This is a genomic window from Acinetobacter sp. P1(2025) (assembly GCF_051390655.1).
GTDB classification, from domain to species: Bacteria; Pseudomonadota; Gammaproteobacteria; order Pseudomonadales; family Moraxellaceae; genus Acinetobacter; species Acinetobacter junii.
Map to the genome: position 1 here is coordinate 26,538 of NZ_JBPKBJ010000026.1, position 20,110 is coordinate 46,647.

Genomic DNA, 20,110 nt, shown 5'->3' on the forward strand with positions numbered 1-20,110 from the left:
TAGAATAGGTGAAGGAAATGACAAAGACGATTTTAATTACAGGTGCAAGTTCAGGTTTAGGCGCTGGGATGGCACGTGAATTTGCAGCCAAAGGATACAATTTGGCATTGTGCGCACGCCGTTTAGATCGTTTGGAATCTTTACAGCAAGAATTACAAAGTCAGTTTGCAATTCAGGTCAAAATCAAAAGTCTTGATGTGACCCATTACGATGATGTTTTTACGGTTTTTAAAGCTTTTCAGCAGGAATTTGGGACAATTGACCGAATTATTGTCAATGCAGGTGTTGGTGATGGTCGTCGTATTGGTAAAGGGCATTTTGAAGTAAATCGTGCCACAGCGGAAACCAACTTTATTTCAGCATTGGCACAGTGCGAAGCAGCAGTTGAAATCTTCAGAGCGCAAAACAAAGGTCATTTGGTAGTGATCTCCTCAATGAGTGCAATGCGCGGTTTACCGAAGCATTTGTCGACCTATGCTGCGAGCAAAGCAGCAGTGGCACATTTAGCGGAAGGCATTCGTGCAGAGTTGTTGGATACGCCAATTAAAGTTTCAACCATTTTCCCTGGCTATATTCGTACTGAAATGAATGAGGGTGCGAAAAAACTACCGTTTGAAGTGGATGAAAAGACAGGTTGCAAGGCGTTGGTGAAAGCCATTGAGAAGGAATCAGTAAAGGCTTATGTTCCGCAGTGGCCGTGGTTGCCAATGGGCATAGCAATGAAGATTTTGCCTTTAAAGTTTGTGAATAAGCTCAGTTAATTACTATTCAAAATAGATCGGAGATATCTCTATTTGGAAAGTTTGACAGCCTCATATAGGCTGAATCATTGACCTGTTTGGATATAGGCGTTTCCTTACTTTTCAGGGATGAAGAGTTTACTCCGCAAAGTAACAAAAATCCTTTGTTGGACTGATGGTATATCCCTATACCACAGTCCAACGGGCGGCATCCATGCCGCCTGTCACGATAGTGAATACCGTGACAAAATTAGATGATTAAAATAGGCTATTGGCTAAATTACGACAAAGCCGTAATCAATTTTTGGTGTAAACCACCAAAACCACCATTGGACATGATCACCACAGCATCACCCTCGCCTGCTTCATTCACTACACGGGCAATGATGTCATCCAAAGAGCGGCTGACTTCAGCCTTGTTTGAAGATGCTGAGATTACAGGTTGTAAATCCCAGTCTAAACCTTCTGGTTGATACCAAATTACCTCATCCGCTAAACGTGCAGAGTGCGCCAAACCATCTTTATGACTGCCCATACGCATAGTGTTAGAACGTGGTTCAATGATTGCCCAAAGTTTACGTTCACCAAGACGTTTACGTGCGCCGTCGAGTGTAGTTTCAATCGCAGTTGGGTGATGGGCAAAGTCATCATAGACTTCGATGCCACGCACAGTACCTAACAGCTCCATACGGCGCTTTACACCACCAAAGTTAGATAATGCTTCACAGGCTTGTTCAAGGCTGACACCGACATGCTGAGCAGCAGCAATCGTTGCCAAAGCATTGGCTACACTGTGCTGTCCTGTCATATTCCATTTTACTTCCCCGATTGCCTTGCCATTTTCAAGGACTTTAAAATGACTACCATCGGCACTGATCAGATCCGCTGATAAAGCAGCTTGGTCATTAGGTTCAAGACTGGTGCGAACTACAGGCGTCCAACAGCCTTGTGCTAATACTTCATCAATATTGGTTTCAGTTATTGGCGCAATAATACGACCTTCGCTTGGAATGGTACGTACTAAATGATGAAACTGTTTTTGAATCGCAGCAAGATCATCAAAAATGTCTGCATGATCAAATTCAAGATTGTTTAAAATCGCAGTTTTGGGATGATAATGGACGAACTTAGAACGCTTATCGAAGAAAGCAGAATCATATTCATCAGCTTCCACACAGAAATATTTGCCACCACCTAAACGTGCGCTTTCGCTAAAACCAAGCGGTACACCACCAATTAAGAAACCTGGATTTAAACCTGCTTGATCGAGTACCCACGCCAACATTGTAGTCGTCGTCGTTTTTCCATGTGTACCCGCGACACCTAGGACATGTTTACCTTGTAGCACATGATCAGCTAAGAATTGTGGGCCTGAAATATAAGGTAAACCTTCATTGAGCATATACTCGATGGCATCAATACCACGTTTCATGGCATTGCCGACGATTACAAGATCGGGATGTGGTTGCAAATGGCTACGATCATAACCTTGCATCAGTTCGATGCCTGCATTTTCGAGTTGAGTCGACATCGGTGGATAAACATTGGCATCTGAACCTGTGACTTTATGTCCTAAATCTCGTGCTAATAGAGCCAAAGACCCCATAAATGTGCCACAAATACCCAAAATATGCAGATGCATAACTCGCCTACTCCACTGCTTTGCATACAGCACGGAACACGTGTGTATGATTGTCGTTATCAATAAAATTCAATCGCAACGATAGCAAGGCTTGCAGTGAAAAGATAGTCAAAATTCGTTGTTGTTCTTCACTTAAAATTCAAGCGAGAAGTGTCAAAATTTCATCGCTGTAGTCGCAAAAAAATATAAACTATCTTCTTCACCATTTTTTAGAAATTTAACAACTTTATTCAGTGGAAAGATGAAATGTTCACCATCTGTTAGTACTGCAGCAAGTTCAATTGAGTGATCCAAATTATTAAAAAGTTCAGGATTTAATTCCTTAGCTGTTTCATAATCAACCCAATGCCAATTTGTATTTTTATCATTTTTTCTGATCGTTTCTCCTACATATGCACCTGTACGTAGAACAGTTTTAAATCTTTGATCATCAGAAATTTGATCTAAATTATTTTTCTTTAAATCTAACAAATATTTATCTATAAATTTCAAACTTTCTACAGAATAATCTAGTTTTTGAGGATCTAAGGCTTCAAAACGATATACAGGGTCATTTTTTTCACTATAGAACATGTTGGCTAAATCAGATAGGGCTTCATTTTGGTTATCTAAATCTAATTCTATCGCGTGGTTTGTGCTCATCGAAAACAGTAAAATAGTCAGTAGAAATAACTTTTTCATAATCCTTATGTTTCTCAAATCTTATTCAAAAACGGATTTTACTATAAAATTATTACAAAATTTTTAGAGTAAATACAATTGAGCCCGACGCTTTTAGCCCTGTGTTTATTGATTATTTCAAACTGTTTTATGACCTTGGCATGGTATGGACATCTCAAAATCTTACACGATGCTCCGCTATGGCAAGCGATTCTATTTAGTTGGTGTATCGCTCTACTCGAATACAGTTTTATGATCCCCGCAACGAAATTATTAAATCAATATGGCTGGAGCTTGGGGGAAATGAAAATTACCCAAGAAGTCGTGACACTATTGGTTTTTGTTCCGTTCATGATTTTTTTATTTAAACAGCCATTTAAATTAGATTATGTCTGGGCAATTTTGTGTTTGCTTGGGTGCGTCTACTTTGTTTTTCGTAATCAGAGCTAGTTTTTCTATGCGATGCTTAATCGTTTCTGTAGTTGGGGATGCCTGAAAAAAACGCTATAATATCCCCCAATTTATTCCTTTGTGCTTGGCGCAAGTCGAGACACTCTCCTCTTTTTATCTTGTTTTGGAAAAGCCAATGAATGCGGTCGCAACAGATAACCAACCTTTAGTCGGGATTATCATGGGTTCTCAATCGGATTGGGCAACACTTGAACATACCGCAAACATGCTCAAACAGTTGGGTGTGCCTTTTGAAGCTGAAGTGGTTTCTGCGCACCGCACACCAGATCGTTTATTTGAATATGCTGAAACAGCACGTGATCGTGGTATCCAAGTGATTATCGCGGGAGCTGGTGGTGCTGCACATTTACCAGGAATGTGCGCAGCAAAAACTGATTTGCCAGTGCTTGGCGTGCCAGTGAAATCTTCGATTTTAAACGGTGTTGATTCGTTGTTATCGATTGTGCAGATGCCTGCAGGTATCGCGGTAGGCACATTGGCAATTGGCCAAGCTGGTGCGACCAATGCAGCCATCATGGCAGCTCAAATTCTAGGTTTAACACGTCCAGAGATCGCAAAAAATGTTGCAGATTTCCGTACTGCACAAACTGAAAAAGTATCGAGTAATAACATTCCTGGTCAAGTATAACGAGGTTGATCATGAATAAAACCATCGGTATTTTTGGTGGCGGACAGCTTGGACGCATGATGGCGCAAGCCGCTTTACCACTCAATATTCAATGTAGCTTTTTCGAAGCAGAAACAGATTGCCCTGCGGCTATTCTAGGTCCTGTATTTTCAAGTAAAGATCCACAAGCGCTTCAAGCTTTCATCGCAAGTGCTGAAGTATTCAGTCTTGAGTTTGAAAATACGCCTGTAGCTGATGTGGATGTTCTGACTCAGACCAAAACATTACACCCTCCTCGTCTTGCTTTAGCGACGGCTCAGAACCGTTTAGCTGAAAAAGGCTTGTTTGATGAGTTAGCTATTCCTGTTGCGCCGTATCGCGCAGTGGATAGCTTGCAAAGTTTAAAGCAAGCTGTTGATGAATTAGGCTTACCGATCGTATTAAAAACCGTAACAGGTGGCTACGATGGTAAAGGTCAGTTCGTATTGCGTTCAGAAGATCAAATTGATACAGCTTGGGCTGAACTTGGACCTGCAAAAAGTCTAATTGCTGAAAGTTTTGTGAAATTCAGTCGAGAAGTATCGATTATTGCAGTACGTGGACAAGATGGCGATGTCAAAACGTGGGCATTGGCAGAAAATCATCATCACAATGGTATCTTGTCACACTCGATTGTTCCTGCGCCAAACAGCACAGATCTACAGCCTGTTGCACAAGATTACATTACCCGGTTATTGAACCATTTGAATTATGTGGGTGTGCTTACGCTTGAGTTATTCGTAACTGAGCAAGGGCTTTATGCCAATGAAATGGCATGTCGTGTACACAACTCAGGACATTGGTCGATTGAAGGTGCGATTTGTTCGCAATTTGAGAATCATATTCGTGCAGTTGCAGGCTTACCACTTGGTGCAACAGATGTTGTTCGTCCAACTGTGATGGTAAATATCATCGGGCAACATCCTAAATCTGAGGACATTTTAGCGCTGAAAGGTGCTCATTTACATCTTTATAATAAGTCTGAGCGTGCTGGTCGTAAGTTAGGACATATCACTTTGATGCCGAATAATTCTGATGAATTAACAGATTTATGCCGTCAATTGGCTCAAATTTTACCTGTGCCTTTAGCTTTGACGACTGATATGAATATCTAAGTTATCCACAATGCAACGAAAAGCGATCTTCGGATCGCTTTTTTATTGGCTTAATGTTTTTGAATTTAAAAATGTATAATGAATTTGGTTGTGGATAACTCTTTCTGGTGTTTTGAATTTAAATATGATGTCCTTAATTTGAATTTAAAACTGAGTTTTGGTTGTTAGGTTACTTTTAAATTCAAAAGTATGGGGTGAGATTTAAATTTAAACTTGATGATTTAAGTTGTTTTGAATTTAAATTTTAGTGGTGTGTATCAATGACTATATGCTGATTTTAAAGAGAAAATTGGCTTAATTCATCTTCATGATAGTTTTAGGATGATTGCTAAGGAAATAAATTTAAATTGAGTGGTTTTTTTGAATTTAAAACAAGTTGTATGACTTGGATTGTGTTTTGAATTCAAAAAGATGTGCTGATTTGAATTTAAAAAAAGATAGGTCAAGTTTTAAATTTAAAAATCGCAAGTTTTATGAATTTAAAATATTCATTTAAATTTAAAAGACAAAAAATGAATTCAAAGTTACGATTCCAAACGATACATGCTGTTGCTGCATGCTATCTTGAATATGAAATTTAAATTTAAAAATTCTGGTTAAGACATGAAACATTCTTTGCGTTTTTTTCTAGGCACTGCCTTATTCACTTTATTAAATCAAGCTCATGCGGAACTGGTGATTAATGGTGCTACCATTTCAGCTACCACTGTAACGCCAACTAGCAACGTTTATTCTCCAAGTTCAAATTTTCAGGGATGTTTGGCAAATTTACGTTCTCAAGCCATCGCATCTGGTGTTTCTGCTTCGACCTACGATCGTTATACGCAAAATCTAACGCCAGATTATTCAGTGATTGATAAATTAAATTATCAACCTGAATTTTCGACGCCGATTTGGGATTATTTATCAGGTTTGGTTGATAACGAGCGTGTGCAAGCAGGTCAACAGAAACTTACACAGCATCAAGACGTACTACGCCGAGTAGAACAAGCCTATGGTGTTCCAGCAGAGACAGTCGTTGCTGTTTGGGGAGTTGAGAGTAACTATGGTGACATTTCAGGTAAATATCCTTTATTACAGGCTTTAGGCACTTTGAGTTGTGAAGGACGTCGCCAAGGTTATTTCCGCGGTGAGTTTTTTGCAACAATGCGTATTTTACAGCGTGGAGATTTAACCCAAGACCAACTTTATGGTTCATGGGCTGGAGCATTTGGACATACGCAATTTATGCCATCAACCTATGAAAGCTTAGCTGTAGATTTTGATGGAGATGGTCGCCGTGATTTGGTTTCTAGTACAACCGATGCGTTAGCCTCTACAGCAAATTTCTTGAAAAGAGCAGGTTGGCAAACAAGAATGCCATGGGGATTTGAAGTCAAAATTCCTGATGGAATGTCGATTTCAGGAGAAAGTCGCCGTAATAAAAAATCACTTAATCACTGGATTGCACAAGGTCTTACACGTGCCGATGGTACCGCTTTAATTCAAGGAAATCTCTCTGGTAGTACATTGGCAGGTTTAATGGCACCAGCAGGTTCAAATGGTCCAGTATTTTTGGTCTTCAAAAATTTTGATGCGATTTATAGTTATAACGCTGCGGAAAGTTATGGATTAGCGATTGCTCATTTATCTGACCGATTACGTGGAGGTACGCCATTTTTAACTTCATGGCCGACGGATGATGCGGGTACTTCACGCGCGGAACGCCGCGAAATTCAACAATTTTTACTTCAGCGTGGCTATGATATTGGTGCAGTAGATGGGCTAATAGGTGATAAGAGTCGTCAAGCTATTCGACAAGAACAAACACGACTTGGCTTAAATCCAACTGGACGCGCAGGGCAGCAGATATTACGAGCTTTCCGTCAAGAACAAGCAAAACAAATGATGCAATAAATCATTTATCAATAATTTAAAAATAAAAAGGTCTACTTAAAGTAGACCTTTTTCTTAGGGTTCAACGTCTAATTTGACTGCTTCTAAGATATCAAAAATTACCGCAGTCACATCTTGGCTCAAATCTCGATCATTAAAGATTTCATAAGCAGTAATAGTGACATCTGTATCGCTTGGTAATTGTTTTTGTTCTTCTTCAATCAGATGTTCGATAGGTAATAGCGTTTGTTTTACTTCCAGATGAAGAATCTCATCATAAGTCACATTTTCATCTTCAAGTTCAACGATTTGTTCATTGAAATATGGAATCAAAATCGAGTGGAGATAAGGGCTAATATCTTGAATATTCAAGATCTCAATATCACGAGTTTGTTCAATCGTACTGATGTGGTCGTTCACTTCAATGAGGATATGATAATAACTCATGTTGATCTCCGTTAAGACTAAGATGATGTTTTATCAACACAATAACACGAATAAATCCAAAGAATCGACCTATTCTTGTTACCTGAATAGAAATGTAGATTTCATGTGATTTTATAGAGGGATCATCATTAATTTGTATGATTTAACAGTGCTAGATCAGTTGCTGTTAGTTGGAAGTTTTTGGGATCTTGCTCCTTAATTCGTGGATACATCAATGATTTAGGATTATGTGTATGTTTCAATCCCAAAGCATGTCCAAATTCGTGGGCTAGGGTTAAGCGTAAATCATCAATCGAAGAAAACTCATAAATAAAGATCTGTTTTCCTTTAAATTGCCCTTTATGAACGAGTTGAGGCGCAAAGTTTTGATTAAAGCGATCAACGGACTGAGTTAGCTGTTCATGAAGTTATTTAATTCATCTGTTTTAACCTGAATTTGTTGATGGTTAAGATCATGGTCATTGATCAGGATTTGTAAGACATCTCTTTGCTGATTGAGTAGTTTCGTGCGCTCTTGAAGTAAGTTTAAATTTTTTGTATTTGATTTATTGAGATATTTATTCTGAGCGCTTGCATAAGCATTGAGTTGGGCCTGATATTTAATTTTTTGTAATTCTAATTGGGTGTGTAATTGTTGAGAGTCTTGCTTCAGTTTTAGCAGTTTTTGATTCTCATCTAACCAGAGCTGCTTTTCCTGTTCTAAATTTTTGAGATTTTCAGTTCGTTTCATACTACGAACTTGACGCTGATCAAAGACCAAATTTACAGTAAATGTTGCTTTGGGATCATAAACAAAATAGCGTTTTCCCGTACCTCGTTCCCAAATAGCAGCGGCCTCTTGACTAATTTCAATCATTTTTTGCTTACTAATGTTTAAGCGAGGATTAAGGTCTGCAATACGATAGTGTAGAGGCGAATCATCATCTTCCGCTTCATCCAGATGTTGTGACACAGGGTGAGCATGAATATGGATTGAGGTAAATGCTGAAATAATGATAAACAACAGCCAAGATAATGGATGCATATACAGGAGATAAACTGGAAAAAGGCCGTATTTTATTCAGTTAAAATGATCAGTCAAATTTCTTAAAAAACCATTTTTACTATTTTTTCTTAATAATGGAGTTCTAAATAAAATAGGGAATTGGCTTTAAAATTGCCATTTTTTGTGTTTTTTATGCACAAAATTTGAATATTAAAAATAATTACAGCATGTTAGATTTAATAATAAACTTTGAATATTATGTGAAATTAATCTTAATATTTGCTTTCCTATTCATCTAATAAAAAAGTTTGTTTGTTTAATGAATATACCAAATGGTTAAATTGATCGGTGCAAATCAAGTTCTTAATATGATTAATTGACGGCACGAACCAACTCTTGTTGATCTGCATGTGCTAGTGCAAATCGTTCCATATTTTGTTTTTGAATGACAGGATACATTAATGACGTTGGATCATCAGTATGATCTAAACCTAAGGCATGACCGAACTCATGTGCAAGAGTCATACGTAAGTCATCTTTGGAAGAGAACTCATACACAGAGATTTGTTTTCCATTAAATTGACCTTTGTGGAAAAGGCGTGGTTGGAACGTTTGGTTAAACTGATTTGCTGAAAGTGCCAATTGTTGATTGTTTTGGTTTAACCCTTTGATTTGTTGATTTAGTTGTTGCGTTTTTTGACTGTGTTGTTGGATTGCTTGTTTCAATTCAGCAGATTGTTGCTGTAGTTGTTTTTGACGTTGTGCTAGTTGATCTGCCCATTCTTTAGAGGAAGATCGCATTTGATTGAAGCGTTGTACATCTGCATTGTATTGTTGGAATTGTGCAGTGAGTTGGCTTTGTTTGCTTGCAATTGAGGCAGTTGCACGTTGTATCTCATCTTTAACTTGTTGTATTTGTAGAGAGTCGATTTCCCATTGCTGCTGTTGTTGCTTAAGTTGATTGAGACCTTGTAAGCGATTTGAAGTGTGTTGTTGACGATCATCGTAAACTAGATTGATTGTAAATTCAGCATTTGGATCATAAATGAAATGCTTTTTACCCGTTTCTTCTTCCCAAATTTTTGCAGCCTGCTGAGTCAGTTCTAGGACTTGTTTGCTACTCAAATTAAAACGAGGATCTATTGGAGCGATACGATAGCGTAGGGGCATGTCAGCAACTTGATGCTGATGCGGAGTTGCATTGTGCGGATTATTTTGAGCATGGCTTAAACTGCTAATATTTAGACTCAAACACGCAACAATAATGGACAAAGCTTGATAACGCATGAGCAACATCCCCCCAAATAATATTCATTTTTGAGCAAAATTTTGATGTCGTCAAAACGCTATCTAATTAATAATTAATATGAAAAAGTGTGATTTTTTTCCTTAAAATAAAAAAAATAATGCGATTCATAGCATAACGAAATAAAAGAGAGATGGAGTCTATACTGTTGTTTTTTTATTCATAACATTAGATTAATCAATGATTTAAAATTGATCAATTGACCGAAAGTGCATAACTTAAGCTTCTTTTTAGTTAAAAATCAACTTGTTATTTTTTGTAATTTAATTTTTTAATGAGATGTACTTCACATTCTATAACTTTCTCTATTGCACGCTTTGAAGTAACTCCAAATCAGCAGGTTTTAAACGGAAATTATTGAGGTCTTGATCTTGCATTAATGGATACATCAATGCTTGTGGATCATTATGATGGGAGAGCCCCAGCGCGTGTCCAAATTCATGAGCAAGGGTGAGCCGTAGGTCATTTTCAGATTGGAATTCATATATCAAAATCTGTTTCCCGTTAAATAACCCTTTGTGAAAAAGGCGTGGCTGAAAGCGCTGTCGATATAATTTTACAGAACTATCAAGTTGTTGATCTAGCGAATTTAAGCTGTCAATTTTTCTATTCAGTTCGACAATGTTCTGATTAAAGTTATCAATCTCAAGCCTGAGTTTTTGTACAAGTTGTTGTAATTCGTATTGTTGCTGTTGGAAATATTGGCGATCATGATCAGTAGCATTTTGTTTAGCCAAAAGTACTTGATGGTTATAGTTGTCAATTTGTTGATTTAGTTCTTGTTTTTTTAGATCTAGACTTTGTTTATTGAAGGCCAATTGCTGTTCCATTTGATCTAATTCTTGTTTTTTATTGATCCATTCTTGTTGATTCATTTTGAGTTGATTGAGATGAGCGCGTTGTTGTTCACTCTCAAATTGACGCTCATCATAGATCAAGTGAATTGTGAGCTGAGCATTTGGATCATAAACAATATATTGCTGACCTGTTCCATCGTTCCAAATCGTCGCTGCTTGTTCGCTAATTTGTCTTACTTGTTCGATGCTGAGTTTAAAACGTGGGTCAACATCGCCGATACGATAACGTAGGCGGGTATCAAAAGGATGAAGCACTCGATCTGAAAGCGCATTAAATTTGAGTTGTGGATGTTCTCGACTTTGATAATTTAGCCAAAATACAGCAATCAGTATAAATATAACAATCAGAAGGCGGGGCATTTTTTGAATATTCTTGTCTAAGCTTACATTGCATCAATGTTGTAGAAGCATATTATCTTCATACATAAAGTAGCACTACTGTAAAAGAGTGGATTAAGAAAATATATCATTGTGTTTAGGCTTTTGCTTTAATAACGCAATACTTGGAATGATAAAAATAATCAAGGAATGCAGATGCGCAACTATTTATTAAAAGTACCTGATCACCAGTGGAATGCGAGTTCACCAGCAAAAAGTAGTTTCCAAAATTTAAAGATTCAATACTTGGGAACAGCAGGATTTATCCTTTCAGATCAACATCGAACTATAGTTTTGGATCCTTTTATTAGTCGTCCGAATTTTTGGCAAACATTCACGCAACCTTTACTCAGTGACCCAACTTTAGTCAAAAAATATATTCCAAATGCCGATGACGTGTTAATTGGGCATGCGCATTACGATCATATCTTGGATGCACCAGAGGTATGTAAACAAACAGGTGCACGCCTAATTGGTTCGAAGGCTGCTTTGATGTATGGGAGATCGGCAGGTTTGTCTGAATCACAAATGCTGGAAACCAAAGGCCGGGAAATTATTGAATGTGGGCAATGGCAAGTTGTTGGGCTGCCGTCGATTCATGGCAAAGCATTGTTTGGTCGGGTGCCATTACCAGGGGATATGACCACACCGCCACCTTATCCACCGAAATTTCATCACCTACGGCATGGTCAAGTGTTTAATTGGTGGATTAATACGGGGCATCTTCGCGTTGTACACATTGATTCAGCTGATTTTATTGAACAAGAATTACAAGGTAGGCAAGCAGATATTGTTTGTCTATGTGCGATTGGACGCAAATATCGCCCGAACTATGTCAAAGATGTCGTGCGCTTGCTGAAACCTAAATACATTATTCCATGTCATTGGGATACGATGCTCACGCCTATTGATCAACCACCAAAATTATTACCTGGTGTGAATATCCCTGAATTTTTAGAAGAAATAAAAGCTTCTGGAGTCGAACCATTATTTATGCCGATTTTAGGTGAAATATATTTCGACCAAAATAATGAATCTTAAAATAAAAAAACCGCGCTTTCGCGCGGTCTTTTTTAAAGAGACAAATTATTTTTTATCATCTTTAACTTCTGTGAACTCAGCATCTACAACGCCATCGTCCGCTTTTTGTTGTTGACCCGCATCACCACCTTGGAATGCATTTGGATCAAAACCTTCTGCGCCGCCAGCACCTTGCGCTTGTTCATAAGCACGTTGAGTGATTGGCATCAAGATGTTTTGTAAAGCTTCAGTTTTTGCTTTGATGTCTTCAACATCATTTTCTTTAGTTGCTGCTTCAAGCTCAGAAACCGCAGTAGCGATTGCAGTTTTTTCATCTTCAGTCACTTTGTCACCTAGATCTTTAACTGCTTTGTTTGAGCTAGATACTAAAGCATCTGCTTCGTTACGAGCTTTCGCTAACTCTTCAAATTTGCGGTCTTCTTCAGCATTCGCTTCAGCATCTTTAATCATTGCTTCGATTTCAGCATCAGACAAACCTGAGTTCGCTTTAATCTGGATTGATTGCTCTTTACCAGTGCTCTTATCTTTAGCCGATACTTTTAAGATACCGTCAGCGTTGATGTCGAACGATACTTCAATTTGCGGTACGCCACGTGGAGCAGGTGGGATATCGCCTAATTGGAAGTTACCCAACAATTTGTTTTGTTGAGCCATTTTACGTTCACCTTGGTAAACAGAAATATCTACAGCAGGCTGGTTGTCAGCAGCAGTAGAGAACACTTGTGATTTCTTCGCAGGAATCGTAGTGTTCTTCTCAATGATTGGTGTTAATACACCGCCCATTGTTTCGATACCTAAAGTTAATGGTGTTACGTCTAATAAAAGAACGTCAGTTTTGTCACCAGACAATACTGCACCTTGAATCGCAGCACCGATTGCAACTGCTTCATCAGGGTTCACGTCTTTACGTGGCTCTTTACCAAAGAATTCTTGTACTTTTTGTTGTACAAGTGGCATACGAGACTGACCACCAACTAAAATTACGTCAGAGATGTCTGAAGTCGAAAGACCAGCATCTTTAAGCGCGATTTTGCAAGGCTCGATTGTACGAGCAACTAAATCAGCAACTAAACCTTCAAGTTTTGCACGCGTTACATTGATCACTAAGTGTTTAGGACCAGTTGCATCAGCGGTGATGTATGGAAGGTTGATTTCAGTTGCATTTGATGAAGAAAGCTCGATTTTTGCTTTTTCAGCAGCTTCTTTCAAACGTTGTAACGCAAGTGGATCATTTTTCAAGTTCACACTTTGTTCTTTCTTAAATTCTTCAACCAAGAATTCAATTAACGCGTTATCAAAGTCTTCACCACCAAGGAAAGTATCACCATTTGTTGATAACACTTCGATTTGTTGGTCACCATCAAGGTCTGCGATTTCAATGATTGATACGTCGAATGTACCACCACCTAAGTCGTAAACTGCAACTTTACGGTCGCCTTCTTTTTTGTCCATACCGAACGCAAGTGCCGCAGCAGTTGGTTCGTTAATGATACGTTTAACATCAAGACCTGCAATTTTACCCGCATCTTTAGTTGCTTGACGTTGAGCATCGTTAAAGTAAGCAGGAACTGTAATCACCGCTTCAGTAACTGTTTCACCTAAATAGTCTTCTGCAGTTTTCTTCATCTTTTTCAAGATTTCAGCAGAGATCTGTTGAGGCGCTAATTTTTTGTCGTTTACTTCAACCCAAGCATCGCCATTGTCTGCTTTGATGATTTTGTAAGGTACAAGACCGATGTCTTTTTGTACTGCTTGATCTTCATAACGACGACCGATTAGACGCTTGATTGCGAATAATGTGTTTTTCGGGTTTGTTACAGCCTGACGTTTAGCGCTTTGACCAACTAAGATTTCACCATCTTTATAAGCGATAATTGATGGAGTTGTACGTGCGCCTTCAGCGTTTTCGATTACTTTTACTTTATCGCCTTCAAGTACAGCAACACATGAGTTGGTAGTACCTAAGTCAATACCAATAATTTTTGCCATTTGGGATGTTCCTCTAAAATTTTGTGAACCCCCTGATTTCCTATTTAATAAATGGAATTTAAAAGGGGATTTGCTTGTTATTCGATATGAGAGTCAATCGGTTTTTTTCAAGCATTTTTATGAAAAAAAATCAAAAAACTCTCGAATTATTGTGTTTTGAGCAAAATTTTAAATGCTCAACATCAATTTATTGACCTACCATCACCATTGCTGGGCGGAGTAGGCGACCATTTAAGGTATAACCTTTTTGCAATACGGTGCCGATTTGGTTCGCTTGAGCATTTGGATCGATACCGACTGCTTGATGAAGGTCTGCGTTGAAACCATTTTGTGTATCTGCTTCAACCACACCAAATTTTTCAAGTGTTGTCAGTAGCGATTTCAAAGTCAGTTTTACACCTTCAAGTAAAGGTGTTTGTTCGTCGCCAGCGGCTTGAATCGCACGTTCAAGATTGTCGACTGAATCCAACAACTCTTTAGCAAATTTCTCAAGAACGGTATCTTTGTGTTTTTCAGATTCACGCTGGATACGTTCAACACTCTTTTGTGCTTCGTACACGGCATTTGCGGTACGGGCTTTTTCAAGTTTCAAGCTTTCTTCGAGTTTGGTGATTTGCGCTTGTAAATCTTCAACGCTAAGCTCGTTTGCTTGCTCTACACCTTCAGCTTGAGTTTGTTCAGTTTGTTGCTCATTTTGAATGTCTTGAGCTTGCTCATTTTGCTCATTAGCCATTGATGATCTCCGTTGAAAAAAGTTCTTAAACATGTACAGTCCTTTTGGCGTGAATGCTCATAGGGTTAAACCCGAACTGCCACATCTTGGTCATTCATAGATAGGGATGAAGTATGGGCAAGGCGACAAAATTCAAGCGTTCAGGTTGATTTAAATCTTTTAATTTTGCTGATTTAAGTAAAAATTTAAGTTTTCGATGACAAAAGCAATAAATTCTTGTGTGATTTTCGGTAAATGTTGTCTTGATGCATAGACTAGCGACAAGGTTAGGTCAGGTGCAGAAAAATCTGTAAATACCTGTTGCAAACGTTGTTCCGCAATATCCTGACGCACCAATAGCGTTGGTAACATGGCAATGCCTTCTGCTTTGAGACACATTTGATACAGCGCAATCACATCATTACTTTTAAACGTAACATTTAATGGATAATTCTGAGGTTGTTGATCTGTATCAAACAAAGTCCAATACTGATTATGCGTATGGTGGGCTATACATTCATGCTGAATCAGTTGGCTTGGGTGTGAAAGGGGAGTGTGATCTTGTAAATAATGTGGATGCGCACAAAAGATATATTCAATATCACAAACAGGCCGAGTAATTAAACCATCAGCAACTTTTTGTGTAATTCTGAGTGCAAGATCAACCTGAGCATCCATCAAATCAACAGTATTTTCAGTTAAATACACATCAAAATGAATGTGTGGATATAATTTTTTAAATTGCTTAATGCATTCATTTACCCCTAGTTGAAACAAAAACAAACCACAAGTAAAACGGATCGTACCACTATGTTGTTCAGGTGCAGCCAAACCTTCAAGCAACTGTTGCTGCTGTAAAATATTCTCACAATAGATCAAGGCTTTTTCACCCGCAGGGGTAAGAGAAACTTTACGTGTATTACGCTGAAATAGACGAGTAGAAAAGGTTTGTTCCAAGTGTTCAAGATAGCGTGACACCATCGCTTTCGAATAGTCTAAATGTTCTGCTGCTTTACTCAAATTGCCTTGTTGAGCAATACATACAAAACCTGAATGGCTTTTAAAGTATCCATATAGAATTCTTATTGTTGCAATTTATGCAACATTTTATCTTAATTTAGGGTGTTTATTTGGCAATAATTGCAACTTAAAGTGTTTTTTATCAAATAGGAGACATATTAATGAATATCAAATCATTCACACTTGCACTTACTGCATTAGCGGCAACATCAACAAGCTTTGCACAGGATTTAAAAATTCAGAACTTCCTAGCAAAGCCTGAACATTTTGGCGTAACTTCAACATTAATCGAAGGTGACAAAGAAGTCTTACTGGTCAATGCGCAATTTTCTAAATCTGAAGCTTTACGTATTGCGGCAGATATTTTAGACAGCGGTAAAACTTTAAAAACAATTTTTGTCAGTTACGGTGACCCTGACTTCTATTTTGGCTTAGATGTATTTCAACAATATTTCCCAAATGTGCAAATCATTCCAACCCCTGAAACGGTAAAACATATTCAAGATACGCAGGCTTTAAAAGTTGCTTATTGGGGACCCAAAATGGGAGCCAATGCACCGAGTCAAATTATTGTTCCGCAAGGGTATACGGCTAAGATCTTAAAATTTGAAAATGAAAATATTGAGATTAAGGAAAAAATGAGCTGACTTATTTGTGGATTCCAAGTGCTAAAGCCGTTGTAGGCGGTATTCCAGTCTCTTCCGGGATTCATTTATGGATGGTAGACACCCCAACAACAAAAGATCGTAACGAAGTGGTACTGGCATTAGAAAGTATCAAATCATTAAAACCGAATGTTGTTGTTCCAGCACACATGAAAGCGGGTGCAGCAGAAGGATTGGATGCAGTTAACTTTTCTATCGATTATTTGAAGCAATATGAGAAAGCAGCAAAAGTTACGAAAACATCGACTGCTTTAATTCAAATGATGCAAAAAGAATATCCAACTTTAAGCGAATCAAGCAGTCTGGAATTTGGTGCTAAAGTGGTTAAAGGTGAGATGCAGTGGCCTTAAATTCGCTGTAAACGAAGAAAACCGTGATTAATTTTCACGGTTTTTTATTTTTAATACATCTATTGTTAACTCAAACTTTTTAATTGTAAGTTTTTAGCAGTGTTAATAGCACTTTGTATAAATGATAAATATTGAAGATAAGACTATATTTGTATGATCTGATCCGAATCGTATTGCAGAAAAATAATAAATTATAAATATTTAATCTAATTCAAAGAATTGCAAAATTAAGTGAATGCTCATCTAAACTGGTTTAATAAAAATTGCAAAACAATACGGCTTAAACAACAAACTGCAACCAATCCTCACCACGTTCATCGAAAAAATTGTGAATCATAAGCAACGCAAAGACAACTTTGCTTTTTGTCATAATGAAAGGAAATACACAATGAAAAAGTTAGCCCTAATCTCTATGGTTGTATCTGGTGTTGCATTCACAGCTGTAGGTTGTTCAACACAAGGTGGTCTTGATGCTTCTGGTTCAGCACAAACTAGTGTTAGCCCTTCAGGCGTACAAGGTGGCGTAGGTGTACAAGCGGGTTCATCTGTTGATGTTCAACCTGGTGGCGCTTCAGCAGGTGTTTCTGGTTCTGTTTCAGGCTCAGCAGATGCTTCGGCACAATAATTTCTTCGTTCTTGAGTAAAAGATATGATTAATTGGTGCGATAGATGCCCAATCCAATTGATCAAAATGTACTGCTATACATTGCATCAATTTACTCGTTAAGCACAAATGGATCTTGATCCAGAGGATGAGAGTGAATAGAAAAAACTCTCATCCTTTAATGACGCTCATGAAGCATTTTTTGACATAGATTGGCAAAATAATCAGTTTGGATTAAGCAGAATAGTTAATGACTTTTTAAGCTTAGCTCTTTAGCGTACATCATATTTTTGAAATCTTGATCTTGATCTCTGGCTTTATAAAAGCATATAGTCGGAAAGAACAAGAATTATGAACAGTGCGATAAAGGGGACAAACGTGACAGCATTACCTCAGAAAATTCAAACGATTTTAGATAAAGGACAAGGTACAGCTGCACGTGCATTAGATAAACTTCCCAAAATAGTTCAAGAATCTCTCGCAAAAGTTTTAGGTTATCCTTATCAATATCCTGACTTAGACGCCTTTACCAAGTGCTTAATGGCGGTGCAAATTAAACAAGGGCGTATAGGGTTTATCGGGGAAGATCCAATTGAATCACGCCGCCAGTTTGATGCACAAATGTTGGCTATCCTAAACAAAGCGACACAGATTGAATCGGTAGAAGACATTCGATTACCTTTACAAAGTGGAACAGTCTTCGCTAGACATTATCATCCTGCACCCAATAAAAAACTACCTATGATCTTGTTCTATCATGGTGGTGGTTTTGTGGTTGGTGGATTGGATACTCATGATGAGGTGTGTCGACTCATTGCCAAATATGCCAAAGTACAGGTATTAAGTATCGATTATCCACTTGCACCTGAAGCTTCTCCGCAACTTTTAATCAAATCATGTGAAGATGCATTAGCATGGGTCTATCAGAATCGCCGACAATTAAAGATTTATAAAAATAGAATTGCTGTTGCTGGTGATAGTGCCGGCGGAAATATCAGTACAGTCGTTGCACAACACACAGCTGGTAAATCTTATGCTCCACAAGCTCAATTACTTATATATCCAGTTGTAGACTTCAAAAGTAGACATCCATCATTTTATGCATATGGTGAAGGGCTAGTATTGACGAGTAAGGATGTTGATTATGTTACTCAGTATTATGCGACTCAACACAACATCGCTTTGGATAATCCACTGATCTCTCCAACCTATGGTAATTTGAGAAAGCTAGCACCTGCGTATGTTATTACAGCTGGGCATGACTTGCTTCATGATGAAGGGGAAATTTACAGCCATAAATTGAGACAAAGTGGAGTCAAAGTTCAATATGTAGATTATCCAGATCAAACACATGGATTTATCAATTTGACACCTATTTCTAGTAAGGCTAAGCGCAATACAATCGAAATAGCCAAGAACTTTAGAAAATTTTGGGATAAGCATAGCTGATTCAAAAAATGCCGATGTTTCACGTGGAACATCGGCATGCTTTAATTAACAATTAGAAATAGCAAAATTATAGATAGAAAACTAAAATCAATACCTATTCTAAATAGACTTTAAATTGAGAACAGTAATCATGAAAAAACTATTCCTCGCAACCAGTTTGGTTTTAGCAAGTGGTCAGTTATTTGCAAATACAATTATTGATATGAAAACCTCAATGGGGAATATTGAAATTGAACTTTTTAATGATAAAGCACCCGTATCAGCAAAAAATTTTGAGAATTATGTAAAAAGTAACTTTTATGCTGGAACCATTTTTCATCGAGTCATCCCAGGATTTATGATTCAAGGTGGGGGAATGGATGCCAATATGATTGAGAAGGCAACTAAATCTCCAATTATTAATGAGGCAAATAATGGTCTCAAAAATGCACGGGGAACTTTAGCAATGGCACGCACGAGTGATCCTAATTCTGCCACGAGTCAATTTTTTATTAATGTTGCTGATAATAGCTTCTTGAATCGTTCAGCTATGGATGCAGGTTATGCCGTATTTGGTAAAGTCACCAAAGGAATGAATGTTGTTGATAAAATCGTAAATGTGCCTACAGGTAATTATGGAATGCATCAAAATGTACCAAAGCAACCGATTAAAATTATCAGTGTGCAAATAAAGAAATAACGAATAAATTAAAAGAATATTTAATTTATTTGTTTAAATTCAATATTTTAATGTGATTTTTTCTGTATTTTTATGGGTGTTGTGGATAAAAAAACAACACTCGTCACAATCTTTTTCTAAAAACACTTGCGCACCAAAAAAAACCTCCTATAATGCACACATCCCGACGCAATGAAGCAAATAACTTAGCTTTAAACGGTTAAGTTGATTGAATTTATTGTGTTGAATTTTTCACTGACGAGGTGAAAAAAGATCATTAAGAGAATAGAAGAACAACTTGTGTGGATTTTTACTGGTTGATCGATCGAAATAATTTTCATTGATTGATTGGTTTAAATTACTCGAAGTTTATTTGAGCGAAATTTAAGTCAGAAAATTGATGAGCCAGAATTAGCACCTTGTCTTAACTAAGGTGCAAAATGATTTTAACTGAAGAGTTTGATCATGGCTCAGATTGAACGCTGGCGGCAGGCTTAACA

General features: G+C 37.7%; 16 protein-coding genes and 3 pseudogenes. 10 read left to right on the plus strand and 9 right to left on the minus strand.

Translation table 11 applies throughout. From position 1 onward, the window contains the following. Nucleotides 1-17: 17 nt before the first annotated feature. Entirely contained in the window at nt 18-761 is a 744-nt protein-coding gene (locus ACSC97_RS08415; RefSeq protein WP_436660407.1) for an SDR family oxidoreductase, read from the plus strand. A gap of 259 nt (nt 762-1,020) precedes the next feature. On the opposite strand, the gene mpl is transcribed toward ACSC97_RS08415, so the two are convergent. Further along, the gene (gene mpl, locus ACSC97_RS08420) at nt 1,021-2,382 is read right to left on the minus strand and encodes a UDP-N-acetylmuramate:L-alanyl-gamma-D-glutamyl-meso-diaminopimelate ligase (RefSeq protein ID WP_436660409.1); all 1,362 of its coding nucleotides are present in this window, start codon (nt 2,380-2,382) and stop codon (nt 1,021-1,023) included. A 153-nt stretch (nt 2,383-2,535) separates the two neighbouring features. After that, nucleotides 2,536-3,063, minus strand: a complete 528-nt coding sequence (locus ACSC97_RS08425; RefSeq protein ID WP_125299712.1) for a hypothetical protein — start codon at nt 3,061-3,063, stop codon at nt 2,536-2,538. Between the two features lie 72 nt (nt 3,064-3,135). Here ACSC97_RS08425 and ACSC97_RS08430 point away from each other — a divergent pair, with 72 nt between their 5' ends. The 4 genes from ACSC97_RS08430 (at nt 3,136) to ACSC97_RS08445 (ending at nt 7,170) form a co-directional block, all read left to right on the plus strand. Further along, nucleotides 3,136-3,492: a DMT family protein gene (locus ACSC97_RS08430; RefSeq protein WP_436660420.1), complete on the plus strand. Its 357-nt coding sequence runs from the start codon at nt 3,136-3,138 to the stop codon at nt 3,490-3,492. A gap of 136 nt (nt 3,493-3,628) precedes the next feature. After that, entirely contained in the window at nt 3,629-4,141 is a 513-nt protein-coding gene (purE, locus tag ACSC97_RS08435; protein WP_004914484.1) for a 5-(carboxyamino)imidazole ribonucleotide mutase, read from the plus strand. 11 nt (nt 4,142-4,152) lie between these two features. Continuing rightward, entirely contained in the window at nt 4,153-5,274 is a 1,122-nt protein-coding gene (locus ACSC97_RS08440; protein ID WP_112986349.1) for a 5-(carboxyamino)imidazole ribonucleotide synthase, read from the plus strand. Nucleotides 5,275-5,877: 603 nt separating this feature from the next. Beyond that, nucleotides 5,878-7,170: a lytic murein transglycosylase gene (locus ACSC97_RS08445; RefSeq protein ID WP_436660412.1), complete on the plus strand. Its 1,293-nt coding sequence runs from the start codon at nt 5,878-5,880 to the stop codon at nt 7,168-7,170. Nucleotides 7,171-7,224: 54 nt separating this feature from the next. Here ACSC97_RS08445 and ACSC97_RS08450 read toward each other — a convergent pair whose 3' ends face one another. The 4 genes and pseudogenes from ACSC97_RS08450 to ACSC97_RS08465 all read right to left on the minus strand — a co-directional run bounded on the left by ACSC97_RS08450 (nt 7,225) and on the right by ACSC97_RS08465 (nt 11,104). Beyond that, nucleotides 7,225-7,596 carry a hypothetical protein gene (locus tag ACSC97_RS08450; protein WP_004914476.1) on the minus strand — a complete coding sequence of 124 codons (372 nt, stop codon included), beginning with the start codon at nt 7,594-7,596 and terminating at the stop codon, nt 7,225-7,227. A gap of 128 nt (nt 7,597-7,724) precedes the next feature. After that, nucleotides 7,725-8,620 (minus strand): annotated as a pseudogene (locus tag ACSC97_RS08455) (matrixin family metalloprotease). Between the two features lie 333 nt (nt 8,621-8,953). Next, nucleotides 8,954-9,868: a matrixin family metalloprotease gene (locus tag ACSC97_RS08460; RefSeq protein WP_151690745.1), complete on the minus strand. Its 915-nt coding sequence runs from the start codon at nt 9,866-9,868 to the stop codon at nt 8,954-8,956. A 324-nt stretch (nt 9,869-10,192) separates the two neighbouring features. Next, nucleotides 10,193-11,104 (minus strand): matrixin family metalloprotease, encoded by a 912-nt coding sequence (locus ACSC97_RS08465; protein WP_404490681.1) that lies wholly within the window; start codon nt 11,102-11,104, stop codon nt 10,193-10,195. 174 nt (nt 11,105-11,278) lie between these two features. On the opposite strand from ACSC97_RS08465, the gene ACSC97_RS08470 reads away from it, so the two are divergent. Beyond that, entirely contained in the window at nt 11,279-12,163 is an 885-nt protein-coding gene (locus ACSC97_RS08470; RefSeq protein ID WP_436660415.1) for an MBL fold metallo-hydrolase, read from the plus strand. Between the two features lie 45 nt (nt 12,164-12,208). Here the strand turns inward: ACSC97_RS08470 and dnaK are convergent, their stop codons facing one another. The 3 genes and pseudogenes from dnaK to ACSC97_RS08485 all read right to left on the minus strand — a co-directional run bounded on the left by dnaK (nt 12,209) and on the right by ACSC97_RS08485 (nt 15,937). Further along, on the minus strand, nt 12,209-14,152 hold the full coding sequence (gene dnaK / locus ACSC97_RS08475; protein WP_004949942.1) for a molecular chaperone DnaK: 1,944 nt from the start codon (nt 14,150-14,152) through the stop codon (nt 12,209-12,211). Between the two features lie 187 nt (nt 14,153-14,339). Beyond that, a complete protein-coding gene (gene grpE / locus ACSC97_RS08480; RefSeq protein WP_005158808.1) occupies nt 14,340-14,885 on the minus strand; it encodes a nucleotide exchange factor GrpE in 546 nt (181 codons plus the stop codon). A 159-nt stretch (nt 14,886-15,044) separates the two neighbouring features. Further along, nucleotides 15,045-15,937 (minus strand): annotated as a pseudogene (locus tag ACSC97_RS08485) (LysR family transcriptional regulator). 108 nt (nt 15,938-16,045) lie between these two features. On the opposite strand from ACSC97_RS08485, the pseudogene ACSC97_RS08490 reads away from it, so the two are divergent. The 4 genes and pseudogenes from ACSC97_RS08490 (at nt 16,046) to ACSC97_RS08505 (ending at nt 19,631) form a co-directional block, all read left to right on the plus strand. Then, a pseudogene (locus ACSC97_RS08490) lies at nt 16,046-16,899 on the plus strand (MBL fold metallo-hydrolase). A 388-nt stretch (nt 16,900-17,287) separates the two neighbouring features. Next, entirely contained in the window at nt 17,288-17,524 is a 237-nt protein-coding gene (locus ACSC97_RS08495) for a hypothetical protein (RefSeq protein ID WP_004914451.1), read from the plus strand. Nucleotides 17,525-17,881: 357 nt separating this feature from the next. After that, entirely contained in the window at nt 17,882-18,952 is a 1,071-nt protein-coding gene (locus ACSC97_RS08500) for an alpha/beta hydrolase (protein ID WP_205673191.1), read from the plus strand. 130 nt (nt 18,953-19,082) lie between these two features. After that, complete coding sequence (locus tag ACSC97_RS08505) at nt 19,083-19,631, plus strand: peptidylprolyl isomerase (RefSeq protein WP_039909150.1); 549 nt, start codon at nt 19,083-19,085, stop codon at nt 19,629-19,631. The last annotated feature ends 479 nt before the right edge of the window (nt 19,632-20,110 follow it).